Origin of the sequence: Nostoc sp., from assembly GCF_036917655.1 — a bacterium.
Taxonomy (GTDB): domain Bacteria; phylum Cyanobacteriota; class Cyanobacteriia; order Cyanobacteriales; family Nostocaceae; genus Nostoc.
This window is the reverse complement of record NZ_JBALCY010000085.1, coordinates 81,432-95,006: the sequence shown is the minus strand read 5'-3', so window position 1 is coordinate 95,006 and position 13,575 is coordinate 81,432. Positions and strand designations below refer to the sequence as shown.

10 protein-coding genes and 1 pseudogene are annotated in these 13,575 nt (G+C 43.8%); 6 read left to right on the top strand and 5 right to left on the bottom strand.

Features of this window, described 5'->3' with window-relative positions:
• Positions 1–277: 277 nt before the first annotated feature.
• Together V7K30_RS32345 and V7K30_RS32340 are read right to left on the bottom strand one after the other, a co-directional pair.
• Positions 278–1,780, bottom strand: a complete 1,503-nt coding sequence (locus V7K30_RS32345) for a NarK family nitrate/nitrite MFS transporter (RefSeq protein ID WP_335006410.1) — start codon at positions 1,778–1,780, stop codon at positions 278–280.
• Between the two features lie 135 nt (positions 1,781–1,915).
• A complete protein-coding gene (locus V7K30_RS32340; protein ID WP_335006408.1) occupies positions 1,916–3,502 on the bottom strand; it encodes a ferredoxin--nitrite reductase in 1,587 nt (528 codons plus the stop codon).
• A 511-nt stretch (positions 3,503–4,013) separates the two neighbouring features.
• Between V7K30_RS32340 and V7K30_RS32335 the strand changes: the two genes are divergently transcribed.
• The 5 genes and pseudogenes from V7K30_RS32335 (at position 4,014) to V7K30_RS32315 (ending at position 7,970) form a co-directional block, all read left to right on the top strand.
• Entirely contained in the window at positions 4,014–4,430 is a 417-nt protein-coding gene (locus V7K30_RS32335) for a QcrA and Rieske domain-containing protein (RefSeq protein WP_335006406.1), read from the top strand.
• Between the two features lie 107 nt (positions 4,431–4,537).
• Complete coding sequence (locus tag V7K30_RS32330; protein ID WP_335006604.1) at positions 4,538–5,881, top strand: HEAT repeat domain-containing protein; 1,344 nt, start codon at positions 4,538–4,540, stop codon at positions 5,879–5,881.
• Positions 5,882–6,172: 291 nt separating this feature from the next.
• Positions 6,173–6,449, top strand: a pseudogene (locus V7K30_RS32325) (BrnT family toxin).
• Positions 6,433–6,678, top strand: coding sequence for a hypothetical protein (locus tag V7K30_RS32320; RefSeq protein ID WP_335006404.1), 246 nt, complete (start codon positions 6,433–6,435; stop codon positions 6,676–6,678). Before V7K30_RS32325 ends, V7K30_RS32320 begins: the two are co-directional and overlap by 17 nt.
• Positions 6,679–7,022: 344 nt before the next feature.
• A complete protein-coding gene (locus V7K30_RS32315) occupies positions 7,023–7,970 on the top strand; it encodes a LysR family transcriptional regulator (RefSeq protein ID WP_335006402.1) in 948 nt (315 codons plus the stop codon).
• Between the two features lie 250 nt (positions 7,971–8,220).
• Here V7K30_RS32315 and V7K30_RS32310 read toward each other — a convergent pair whose 3' ends face one another.
• Together V7K30_RS32310 and V7K30_RS32305 are read right to left on the bottom strand one after the other, a co-directional pair.
• Complete coding sequence (locus V7K30_RS32310; RefSeq protein WP_335006400.1) at positions 8,221–9,699, bottom strand: alpha-amylase; 1,479 nt, start codon at positions 9,697–9,699, stop codon at positions 8,221–8,223.
• 111 nt (positions 9,700–9,810) lie between these two features.
• A complete protein-coding gene (locus tag V7K30_RS32305; RefSeq protein ID WP_335006398.1) occupies positions 9,811–10,437 on the bottom strand; it encodes a DUF1003 domain-containing protein in 627 nt (208 codons plus the stop codon).
• A gap of 345 nt (positions 10,438–10,782) precedes the next feature.
• Between V7K30_RS32305 and V7K30_RS32300 the strand changes: the two genes are divergently transcribed.
• Positions 10,783–11,856 (top strand): anthranilate phosphoribosyltransferase family protein, encoded by a 1,074-nt coding sequence (locus V7K30_RS32300; protein ID WP_335006396.1) that lies wholly within the window; start codon positions 10,783–10,785, stop codon positions 11,854–11,856.
• A 107-nt stretch (positions 11,857–11,963) separates the two neighbouring features.
• Here V7K30_RS32300 and V7K30_RS32295 read toward each other — a convergent pair whose 3' ends face one another.
• Positions 11,964–13,388, bottom strand: a complete 1,425-nt coding sequence (locus V7K30_RS32295) for an LCP family protein (RefSeq protein ID WP_335006394.1) — start codon at positions 13,386–13,388, stop codon at positions 11,964–11,966.
• Positions 13,389–13,575 lie beyond the last annotated feature (187 nt).

Here is a 13,575-nt window from a genome sequence, read left to right as displayed (position 1 = left end):
GTTGATACATTGGCATTGTAGGTTTTGCATTAACAATGCAGGTCGAGACATTGGCATTGTAGGTCTTGCATTAACAATGCAGGTCGATACATTGGCATTGCAGGTCAAGAGACATGTAGGCAAGCGGGGAGATATGATGTTTGTCTCGTGTCTCGTTCCCAGTCTCTGACTGGGAATGCTTAATGAGAGGCTCTGCCTCTGACTTGCGGCAGAGCCGCTTTTGATTTGCATTTCCAACGAGGTTTTAAAGAAGTTTTAACTGAAGTTGACACCAATTCTATTCTTCCGTTAAGAAAATAGTGTTTTGAGTTGCGGTTTCTCCTGCTTCGCCTTCATAAGCAGCGGCAAAAGAGCCTTTTGGTTCTTTGAGGAAGAAGGCACACATGAAAGCGCAGACTAAAGCAGCTAAACCCATTGTGCTAAATAGTGTAGATGCGTCGGTTAAACTAAAAATTGTCAGGTAAACCACGCCGCCCAAATTACCGTAAGCTCCCACATTCCCAGCAATTTGTCCAGTGGCTTCCCTTTTAATTAGAGGTACGATGCTGTAGGTTGCACCACAGCCAGCTTGGGCAAAGTAGGCGGCAAACATTGTAACTGCGATCGCTAGCGGAATCGGCCAGTTACTACTAATAAAATGTGCCATTAAATAACTAACACCAATGCCAGCACTAATAATTGTCATTGTCCACTTACGGGAGCCAAATTTATCAGAGATTAAGCCACCACTGGGACGAGAAATCAAATTTAAGAAAGGATAAGTAGCAGCAATCATCCCAGCTATAACATGCTCTAAAGCAAAGGTTTTTTCAAAGAATGCTGGGAGCATAGAAACAACTGCCAATTCACTGCCAAAGCTAGTTATGTAAGTGAATTCGAGTAAAGCTACTTGACCAAACTGGAAGCGTTCAGATGGAGGATAAGTTTTCTTGCCAATGAGAAGTTCTCGGTTTACCTCCCAAGCTTTGTAACTTTGGTAAGCAAATAATCCTGCTAATAGCAACCAAGTCAGATACATTTGGCTCAAAGTTAGGAAGTGAATGTTCTTTTGTTCCAAACGCCAAGCTAATAAACCCAAGGCGAAAATCAAACCAAAATTTGAGACAATCATCGCCCAGAAGCTTTTAATACTGGTCACTTCCAGAGAACCATTTTTCTGAGGTTTCTTGTAGACTTTGCCAGTGGGCGTATCTTGGACGCTGTTGTAATAAATAACGCCGTAGATGGCTGCAATGATCCCTGTAAGTGCGATCGCAAACCGCCAGTTAGAAGCACCACCAGCGACAAAGCTAGTAGAAACTGCAAGCATTGGCAAGGCAAACTCCGCACCAAAAGCCCCAAAGTTGCCCCAACCGCCATAAATACCTTGAGCAATGCCCATCTCCTTCGGCTGAAACCATTCCGCTACCATGCGAATACCCACAACAAACCCAGATCCGACAATTCCCATCAGCAAACGACTGATGACTAGTTGATTAAAATCTTGGGCTAGCGCCGTCGCTAAACAAGGAACAACCGCAAACATCAACAGCATTGAATAGGTGATTCTGGGGCCAAAACGATCCAGAAGCATCCCAATAATTAACCGGGCGGGGATTGTGAGAGCAAGGTTACAGATGCCCAAAGTTTTGATTTGCTCAGGTGCTAAATGTAGTTCCTTGCCAATGGTTGTAGCAAAGGGAGCAAAGTTAAACCAACAAACAAAGGTGAGAAAGAAAGCAAACCAAGTCTGATGTAAGATGCGGTAGCGATCGCTGAATGAAAATAATTTTTTAAGCATTCCAATCTTTCTAATTGAAGAAGTAAGGGAGTGGGGGAGATAGCAATACGGTTCGGTTAGCTTGTTTATCGAGCAAAGATCCCCCCAACCCCCCTTCAAAAGGGGGGCTATTTTCTTGATTGGGGGAGATAGCAGTTAGCGGTTAGTAACTGCTAAAGCTTCTTGCTTGAGTTTTGCCCCGAAGTTTTTGATTAGTAAATCTTGTAATACTGGCTGCAAATCTTCGCATGGTATGCTTTTGATGACGCAAGTTCCCAAATGGGCATCTTTGCCAACTTTGCCGCCCATATATATGTCAACGGCTTCCAAGGTTTTGCCATTTTTGCGAGTTTTGGTTCCCATCAAGCCGATGTCTGCAACTTGGGGCTGGGCGCAAGAGTTGGGGCAACCTGTCCAGTGAATTCGCACTGGCTGGGTGAAGGTTAACTCTTCTTCTAAGGCTTTAATCATTGCCAGGGCGCGGTTTTTGGTTTCGATGAGGGCAAAGTTGCAAAATTGTGCGCCTGTACAGGAAACTAGCGATCGCGTCAGCAAACCTGGCTCAATGGAAAACCTTTCCAGTAAAGGCTCTGTTAAAAATGTTGCTAAACGTGAGTCAGAAATGTTGGGAATGACGATGTTTTGTTCAACTGTGAAGCGGATTTCACCACTGCCGTAAACTTCCGCTAGACGGGCGATTTCATACATATCTTCAGCATCTAGTCGCCCGACGGGAATGGGCAAGCCTACGTAATTTAATCGTGGTTGTTTTTGTTTATATACCCCGATGTGGTCGCGTTTTTCCCAGTCGATTTCGTCTTTTGCTGCTGCGGGTAATAAGGATTTACCCAAACGGTTTTCTACTTCTGCTCGAAACTTTTCTAAACCCCATTCATCAATTAGCCACATCAGGCGGGATTTTTGCCGATTCGCACGTGGCCCATGATCACGAAATACTTCCAAAACCGCTCTACATACAGCTACCACATCTTCTGGAGCCACCCAAGCATTTAGAGGAATTGCCGCTTCACAACGTTTAGCTGAGAAAAAGCCACCGACGAGGACGTTAAACCCAAATATTGGTGATTGGGAAAATTCTTGCCCTGTCCCCTCCTTAAATGCTGGCACAAAAGCCAAATCGTTGATTTCAGCGTGAACTGAATTGTCTCTTCCACCTGCGATCGCAATGTTAAATTTCCGTGGTAAGTTGCTAAACTCTGGGTTCCCTTCTCCTTTGTTGGTGAGCATATCTTGAATTTGCTGTACCAACTCTCGCGTGTCGTACAACTCATCTGCATCCAACCCCGCCACGGGATCGCCTGTGATATTGCGGACGTTATCCATTCCTGACTGCACAGTGGTTAAACCAACTGCGTGAAATCTATTAAAGATATCTGGTAAATCTTCAATTCTGATCCCCCGTAATTGGATATTCTGTCTCGTAGTAATATCAGCGCAGCCATCATCTCCGTAACGCTGCACCACTTGGGCTAAAACACGCATCTGACTGCTGGTGAGAATACCGTTAGGCATCCGCAACCGCATCATAAACTTACCTGGGGTGACTGGGCGAAAAAATACGCCTACCCATTTGAGCCGATGATCCCGATCGATTTCGTTCATTGCTTCCCAGCCCAAGGCGGCAAATTTCTCTATTTCATCCCTGATGGCGAGTCCATCTTTTTGCGCCTTGAATTTCTCGAATTTATTGAGGCTGGTAGTGGTAGTTGCTGTGTCTGTCATGAGGCTGACTCTCGTTGCAAATTACTAAATAGAGTGAGAATTTTTGGTGATAATTGCCCAACATCAACCAACCCGTAGTTCCATCAGGTGTTGTATCTACGAAGGTTAGAGAATAAAAACTTAATATTTGCTTACGGCTGATTATTTTTACTTAAGAGCATTCCAAAGCGAAACTTCAAAACCGTGATTAGTTAAGGAAAACTTGTGGCTATTTACATCTGGAAAATTTGTCAAGCAGCTTTAGATACTGTTCATGTAACAATTTGGATACTCATAAGTTAAAGGAAGATTTCTGTTAAAATCGTATAAATTGTGACAATTTTTTGGTAAAATTCCTGAAAACGGATGAAAATTATGCATTTTTTGCATCAAAGTCCTCAAGAAGCGACGCAAAACGCTTAATGAAGGGTATTTGAGATGATCAAAGCGATTTTGGATTGTTATGGATTAATCCAAAATCCAAAATTGAGTGACAGATGTTAGCTAAAACTTAGATATTATTTCAGCAGCTATGAAACGTCGTGATTTTATTAATTGGGTAGGTTTGGGTTGGATAGCGAGTTCTCTACCTGTAGCGATCGCAGCCTGTTCTTCCCAGACAACAACTCTAGCATCTGGGGATTGGCAAACAGTCGGCACTTCGGCAGAATTAGATAAAACAGGTCAATTGCTGGCGAAAAACTCACCCGCTGGGCCTGTGTTGGTAATCGGCAAATCTAAAGCCGCAAATCTGACAGCTGTTAACCCTACCTGTACTCACGCAGGTTGCACCGTGGGATGGAAAGCTGAGGCAAAAAAATTCGTTTGTCCTTGTCATGGTTCAGAATTTGGGGTTGACGGGAAAGTGCAAAAAGGCCCAGCGACAAATCCGCTGAAAACTTATGCCGCCAAGATTGAGGGTAATTCAGTTGTAGTCAAACCAACTTAAACAATTAAAAGTTAGAAATTCCTTGTGTTCTAGGTTTTGGAACCATCGTCAGATGGTAAGTGAATTTTTGCTGTTGAGTATTAGATAATTCAAAATTCAAGCAGGATATTGTGAGTAACATCAACCAGCTTTTAGTGCAAGCCCAGACGGCACATGATGCAGCTGATTGGTCATCACTAATTCAATATTTGCAACAATTAATCTTAGGGATAGATTCTGAACACCCAGAGATAGTTAAAAATCGAGAATATCTGCTGACATTAGCACTTTCAATCTTAGAGATAGGGGATTTTCAACAACGCTGGGAAATGACCAAGGTGTTGACTCATTTGGGAAAGATTGCCATCCCACCACTGATTGACATATTAGAAGATGAAGACGCAGAGGAAGAATTGCGCTGGTATGCAGCACGGACTTTGGGCGAATTCCAGCACCCAAAAGCGATCGCACCTTTGGTTGAATTGTTGAAAAATGATGAGGATGAAGAACTCAAAGCGATCGCAGCTACAGCACTGGGGCAAATGGGTACTGTTGCGATCGCTGCCCTCTCTGAACTTCTATTAGATGAAGATACACGGCTTTTGGCAGTGCGATCGCTTTTTTGTATTCGGCAACCAGAAACCATCACACCACTGTTGAGTGTAGTACAAGATCCACAACCAGCAATCCGCACCGCCGCAATTGAAGCCCTCAGCAGTTTTCATGACGAACGTGTACCGCCAGTATTGTTAAACGCTTTGGCTGATGTAGCTGCCACAGTTAGGCGTGCAGCAGTCCTTGGTTTAGGTTTTCGCCCCGACTTACACCAAGCATTAAATTTGGTAATGAGACTGCAACCCAAGCTTTACGACTTTAATCTTGATGTTTGTTGTGCTGCCGCAGTTTCCCTTTCTCGGATGGGTGGTAATGACGCTGCCAAATACTTATTTGATTTGCTGATTTCACCCCAGACACCGATAAAGCTGCAATTAGAAACCATCCGCGCTTTAAGTTGGGTGGGGACGCCACGCAGTTTGGAATATTTGCAAACAGCATTTAACCAAATCACATCCGAGACACTTTGGCAAGAAATTGTTACAGTTCTGGGGCGAGTGCAAAAGCCGCAGTTAACTACACCAGCCGCAGAAATCTTACTGCAAATACTGCGATGCCTTCTCTACGATCCGCTACGCGAACGGCGAGCTTCGCTAACGCAGCATCCAGCTACAAAGATTGCAAGTGTCAAAAGTGCGATCGCTCTGTCTTTAGGACAGTTAGGCGAAATGCAAGCTATTGAACCATTGATTTTGCTGCTAGCTGATCATAATGCATCGGTGAGACTACACGCGATCGCTGCACTAAAAAATCTGAATGGAGAAGTCGCACATCAACAATTGCAGCAGTTAGCAAATAACGCCGCACTCACACTAGATTTGCAACAAGGAATAGCGATCGCTTTAGCTGAGTGGTAGTTTTATCTTAAACAACGATGGGGAGGTAACAAGAGTGATTTGTATCAGCAATTGTGTCAAACCCAGATTTCACAGTTATAAATATAGCTCAAGATATTTTTCAAATAACTCTATAGCTCTTACTATATAAGAATTTTACTACAAACAGCTTCTGACAAATATTATCCCCATAATCAGGGATTTCTGGCTTTTTGTAGCTACAATATTGCATTAAACCGAGTATATAGCGGTTCCCGATCTGGTGAGGTACGTTGTTCCAGTCAAGGTAAGTAGACGGCAAGAGCATTTTACATGGAATTTGAATGGAACCCAGACAAAGCGGCGTTAAACCTTGATAAAACATGGTATTTCCTTTCAGGAAGCCGCAACCGTGTTTAACAACCCGCTATCTTTTACCTTTCCCGATCCTGACCATTCTATTGGAGAAAGTCGTTACATTATCATTGGTGTATGTAGGTTTGGACAACTCTTAGTCGTTGCACACACTGATCGAGGAGAAAGAGGACGAATTATCAGCGCTCGAAAAGCCACTCGTCAGGAGAAAAGGTTTTATGAAGAAAGAAATTGAGAATGAAGTGGAAGACGAATTACGTTCTGAGTACGATTTTGCTCAGATGCAGGGAGGCATCAGAGGCAAGTATGTTGAGCGGTATCGTCAGGGTACAAACTTAGTCCTTTTAGATCCCGATGTTGCCCAAGCTTTTCCTAATGATAAAACGGTGAATGACGCATTGAGGTTGTTAATTCAGGTTGCCCAACGTCAACAGCCTAACACTGCGATGCAGCAGACAGAATAGAAATAGTCAACATAATTAGTAAATGCAAATATGACGCGATCACAGCCGTATCCGCAAGTTGTACAGAAGATTGTGTTGCTCAAACCTGATCATCCGCCGCATAATGTGGTGAATTGAAAATATTATCTAAAAATTCATATATTTCAGTAAAAAAGAGTCAATTCTTTTTTGGCGAAATTTACCAAAAAATTCCGTCCAAAGCGGATAATTTCCGAAAAAGGCAGTAAAACCTGATTTACACAAATATAAATCTCAGGAAAAGACCTGTAACAAACCCTACCAAATTGTGGATAAAAATCCGTTAACTTAATAAAACCGATAAATGTAATTCAGGCTACATAAAAATGCGCCTAGAGCAGTTGCAAGCCTTTCTAGCGATCGCCCAAACCGGCAGCTTTCAACAAGCAGCGCGAACATGTGGTGTCACCCAATCGACGATTAGTCGCCAAATCCAGGCATTGGAAGCAGATTTGGGCGTAGAACTTTTTCACAGAACAAGTCACGGAAAATTGACACTTGGAGGCGAATGTTTACTACCCCGTGTCCGCAAAATTTGTCAAGAATGGCAGACAGCTACAGAAGAATTAGCTGATTTAATCGCCGGAAAGCAGCCAGAACTTTGCATTGCCGCGATTCACTCAATATGCGGATCTTATCTGCCACCAGTATTGCAAAAATTTTGTCATGATTATCCAGATGTGCAATTACGGGTAACTTCATTGGGAAGCGATCGCGCCCTGAAAGTCCTCAAAGATGGATTGGTGGATTTAGCAATTGTGATGAATAATCGCTTTTTAACTACTGGTAGAGAAATGGTGGTAGAAGTACTTTATGATGAACCGATAGAAGTTCTAACCGCAGCCAATCATCCACTAGCCCAATATGAATGCGTCCCTTGGTCGGAGCTAATTCGTTATCCCCAAGTGGTTTTTAAAGATGGTTATGGGATGCAGCGCTTAATACAAGATAGATTTGAGCGAATGGAAGCTACACTCCAGGCGGCTTTAGAGGTAAATACCCTAGATGCCTTCCGGGGGGTCGTGCGTCAAGGACAACTGATAGCTTTGCTACCTCAATCAGCATTAGTAGAAGCACGCCAAGACCCTACCCTAGCAATTCGCTCCCTAGCCAGCAATAGTACTAGTGGTTTAGCAGATGGTTCCAGTTTAACTCGTCGGGTAGTGATGGTAACAACTCAAGACCGGCTCCAAATTCCCCCTATCAAGCACTTTTGGCAACTCGTGCGCGAAAATATCCCATTACAAATTGATCAGCAGCGATCGGCCTCTTAAGTCAGTAAACCAGAAAGTTTTTAAGAGAAGAGCGATCGTTATAAAGCGGGCGGGTACGCCATTGCTGCTAATGGTCTGTTTCTTTGAGAGAGTTATTCATTGCCTAAAATGAGCCAATTTAGGCAATATCCAATTGCTTTGTAAAGGAAGAAAAGGGTTGTGGCTGATCCAGAAAGTACTGCCTAAGTTTTCTTTTAGGCAAAGTTAAGAAAGCGCGTAACTTTCTGGATGAATGTTACTAAAACCCCGACTACGACTGTGGAACCCACACAGAAACCGAACCAGCACTGCATCGAAAATCAGCCCAACCCTCATCATTCGTTGTGACGGGTTCACTAATATGTTCAGTGATGTCAATGTAAGTGCTGTTGGGTTGCCCAACTTCCATCCACTTAGTCCCCTCTCCCCCATTACTCAGAACAACCGCCATACCGCCAGGATGTTCTTGATCTCCTTTGCGTGTCCAGCCGATTGTATTAGCGTGATCGAAATAATCGTATTGGTCGCCATAGGCATAGGTTTGACGAGCGTGCAAAAATTTATCAATTATCCATTGATGACTATCGAGCCAAATCTCATGCTCATTGCCATCTCTGCCTTTATCCTTGTAATTAGCACCATAGTAATCCCCATAGAAGATACAGGGATAACCCTCACTTCGCAGTAGGATCAACGCATAAGCCAACGGTTTAAACCAGGCTTCTACTACAGACTCCAACGCCTGCAAGGGTTGAGAATCATGATTGTCAACTAAGGTGACGGCTAAAGCAGGTTGCTGTTGCACCAAGGTGTTATCAAATATCTGCCGCATGTCGTAGTCATTGCCTTGTGTGCTGGCAACGCTAAAGTTATAGTGCAATGGCGCATCGAATAACATCACATTGCCACCGGTGACGTTAATGAAATGGTGGAGCGCTTCAACTTCATAAGACCAATATTCACCGACGGCAAAGAGATCGCGACCTGCCTTTTGGCGACAGTGAATCAGCCATTCTGGGAAAAAGCCAGCTCTCACGTGTTTAACGGCATCAAAACGAAAGCCATCTATATTAGTGGTTTCTACAAACCACTCACCCCAGCGATTCAACTCCTCGCGAACTTCTGGACTCTCCATATCCAGATCGCATCCCATGAGATAGTCAAAAGCGCCTTTTTCCAGGTCAACGTTGTCGTCAAAATGTTTATCTTTGAACAGATAAATTGCGTTTTCACCTTCGTTGTAAACGTTGTAATCAACTGCGTCGAAGTGCCACCAGTGCCATTCCATATCGGAGTATTTGCCTTGGCGACCTGGGAAGGTAAAGTGAGTCCAGACTTTAATCTTTTGCATCTCACCGATCGCGTGGTTGCGATCGTCTGGACTATAGGGTGTTGCTTCTACCTCTTCTTCTTGGTCTGCACCTAACTTGTGGTTGAGGACAACATCAGCATACACTCGAATACCAACATCTTTTGCAGCCTTGACAGCAGCGATATACTCGTCTTTTGTGCCGTACTTTGTCCGAACCGAGCCTTTCTGGTCAAACTCGCCTAGATCATACATATCGTAGACCCCGTAGCCGACATCGTAGCCACCCCCTGTTCCTTTGTAAGCTGGGGGTAACCAAACAGATGTAACACCTGCATCAGCTAACTCTTTGACTTTCTCTTTAAACTCATTCCAAAGATTGCCATCGGGAGGGATATACCAATGGAAGTACTGCATCATTACACCATTCAATTGAGCCATTTCTATCCCTCTAGTCAAATATACGATGAATTTTTATTCTCCACACAAAAATTATACTTTAACTTTTGTTTGATGTTTCTAAATAGAAACAAAGTCCACTAAAAACTGTGATCAACTCATATTGTTTTCTTCGGTAGATGACAGCTCTTCAGCTAGGTTTTTCTGGAGTGCTTCTAATACCGCGATCGGGTCAGCAGCTTCCTGCATTAATTGAGCTTCCGAATCATGCCGATTTATCACATCAGGCAAATCGGTACGCAGTTCTTCTAATAGAGCAATAATCTTGGCAATTTTTTGCTCGGAAAGCAGGTTAAGCTGTAGCATCAATTGCGCCCGCTGTTCGGCAAAGTTTTCTTGGCGAGTTTGTCGCACCAGCACTCCGGTTGAAATCACCAATGCAGCTGCGTCTAAGCCTTGATCTGACCAGCTAAACAAGGGCAGGTTGAATGGCAAAAAGCGATCAAAAAAACTGCTAAAAATCCAGATAGCCAGTATGACTAGCAAACTATACATAAATATCGATCGCCCAAAGAATGTAGCGATCGCTTCTAGTATCCGCTGGTGGGCGGGAATCTCTCGAATTTCCTGGGTATGAAGTGAAGTAATCGCTTCAATATTTTTTGCAATCGGGTCTGGTAATGGAGCCGTGAGCAGATGATTTCGAGAAGCTTTCTCTTTGAGTTTGTTAGCACCTGAACTTAAGTGTTTGTTGGCTGTGTCGTTTGTTTTTTGTGTCATGCAGCAACTGCTGAATCTAGATGTTACTCGATTATTGCTTATCTTCTGATGCTGTCGGCAAATGGATCTCAAGAGGCTGAAAATCTGATTACACCGTGATTAAATAGTAGTGTATGATATGCTACACACTACTTTCATCATTTCATTTTTTGAACCCTTTCAGAGCAGTATAACAAATAATTAGATAGTAAGTAGTATATAGCACTTTAAACTACGTAAACTTGATTAGCGTAGGCGTAGCCTAACCCAGGCATCGCTCTTTGGGAAAAACTTTTTGATTTACTTTAAGTGTCATTAGTTATTAGTTATTGGTCATTAGTTATTTTCAGAAAGGACAAAGGACAAATGAGCAATGTATTTAGAGAATTCCTGCAAAAAGTAGGTAGCGGAAACCACACAGCCGAGAATTTAACTCGCGCCCAAGCAGCCACCGCTACAAAAATGATGCTGCTGGGTGAAGCTACACCAGCCCAAATCGGAGCGTTTCTGATTGCTCATCGAATCAAGCGTCCTACGGGGGAAGAGTTAGCGGGAATGTTAGATGCCTATGAGGAACTGGGGCCAAAACTGCAACCAATCGTCTCTGCACGACCAGCGATCGCTCTTGGTATTCCTTATGATGGTAGAACTCGGACAGCACCAATTAGCCCGGTAACAGCCTTATTACTCGCCGCAGTTGGACAACCAGTGATAATGCACGGTGGCGATCGCCTACCAACTAAGTACGGATTACCCCTAATAGAGATTTGGCAGGGTTTAGGAGTCGATTGGACTAGGCTACCACTACCAAAAACCCAGCAAGTATTTGAGCAAACCGGAATCGGCTTTATTTATCAACCTCAGCATTTTCCCTTAACTAAAAGTATTTGGGAGTACCGCGACCAACTCGGCAAACGTCCGCCCTTGGCGACAATGGAGCTAATCTGGTGTCCTTATGCTGGGGATGCTCACGTAATTGCTGGGTTTGTTCATCCGCCAACAGAAGGGATGTTTCAGATAGCTCTGGGACTGCGGGAAGTAACAAAATTTACATTAGTGAAAGGATTGGAAGGTAGTTGTGACTTACCGCGCGATCGCACCGCAATTATCAGCTTATCTTCATCCGTAGCATCCCAAGAGGTAGAACGATTGCACCTCGTACCGCGTGACTACGGCTTTACTACCAAGAACGTACCCCTTGGAACTACTGAAGAACTGGTGGCGAATGTTCAGGAGGTTTTGGCAGGTAAACCAGGCGAACTAATGCAAACAGCGTTGTGGAATGGCGGATTTTACCTTTGGCGAAGTGGTATTTGTCCAGATATGTCAAAGGGTTTAGCTAAGGCAGAAGAATTATTAACCAATGGTGTGGTGGCAGCTAAACTCCAAGAACTCAGCCAGTTAGTAAATTCACTGTCAGCAGCATTTGTGCCAGTGTAAACAGTTCAGTTATAAATATGGATTTCATCACTTCAGAGTGTCAACATAATTCGTAATTAATTACGAATTACGAATTACGTTAGCGAGTATTCAAGCGTCATTACGAATTATTTCGTCAGCGACTTCTCCAAAATAGATTTTTGTTGGAACCAATCGTGACCTACTTGGATACTGACATCCGAGCCAAGATTGCCAGTACTTTCCACACGCACTTCCCCAAATCCTAAAGTGTTGCGAATTGATTCGGCACTGTCACCATCTCCTTGTTGGGCGACAATATGAGTCACGTCTAGAGGTTCACCCCATGCTTTGGCTATATAGATGTTGCGATATCCAGATTTTTCCAAAGCTCTAATTAATGGCTGGAGATTAGAGCGATCGCCACCTGTACTATCTTGAATTGCTACACGCAAAGAGCGTGGAGCAGTCGCAGTTGCCTGCTGTTCCTGTTCTGACTCCGAACCAAAGTGTTGAGCCATCAGTTTAGCAATACCATCTTTGTTGGGCAACCAATAGCTAGCATCAAACTCACCCTTCTCGCTAAAGCGACCTGGCAGCATTAACATTTGCATATTAGAGCGATTTGTCCGCACCCCAAAACCCATTAGCGCCACTAACTCTTCAACCGTCAAGTTAGTATCGATGTGTTCTTTGACTACCTCAAGAACTTTAGGCAATTGAGCCACAGTAGCTGGGTTAAGTGTTTGATCCATCAAAGCACGCATGACCATTTGCTGCCGCTGAATCCGGCCAATATCTCCGAGTTCGTCATGGCGAAAACGCAGCAATTGCAGTGCCTTATCGCCGTTGAGATGCTGCTTACCCGCCTTCAAATTGATGTACAAATGCTGAGAATCATCTTGGTACTTCATATCTTTGGGGACGTAGACTGTTACGCCCCCTAAAGCATCGATCAGCTTGGCAACTCCCAGAACGTTAATTCGGACATAGCGATCAATTCCCGCCCCACCTAAGAGATTACTGACGGTACTGGCAGTCAAAGCTGGCCCACCGTCAACATTGGCAGCATTAATTTTTTTCACCCCATACCCCTCTATTTGTGTGCGGGTATCTCTGGGAATGGAGAGCATGACTATTTTTTTCGTCTCCGGATCAAATTTGAGCAAGAGCATCACATCCGAAAGACCTTCAAAGGAGTTTACCTGGGGCTGGTATTTGAGGTTTTTGGTTTCTGGGGGAGGGTTTTGGATATCCGGGGGAAGTACGCTCATCCCCAAAACTAAGAGATTCACTGGGCGAGTTAATTCTGAAAATCGCAGCCCACCTCCAGAAATGCGATCGCCATCAAAGACCGCCTCATCCTTTGGACTTAGCTGGGCTTGTTGCAAAGGCGTACTAGTTAAAGACACCGCCAAAAGCGCCCCCGCAGTTGCTGACACCATCGCAATCCCACTCATACCTACCCAAAACCACAGCCAACGTCCTGATTTCGAGTTCTGGGAAATTTTGTTACTGGACTTTGAGGCTTTTCCCGACTGGTTTTCTTCCGCCGAACTTCTTTGAATGGTCACAGACTTCCTCACACTTACTCACTAATCAAATTCGGTAAATTTGCAAACAAAAACATACAGACAAATCAACCCATAATAGCTAACTCTTAATTATCAGTGCTAACTTTTTTAATGTAGTGTCAACCACAACACTTATAGCAGCATTTATCCTTCTTTTGGGAGAACCTGGAGATGTTTTATTGAAGTA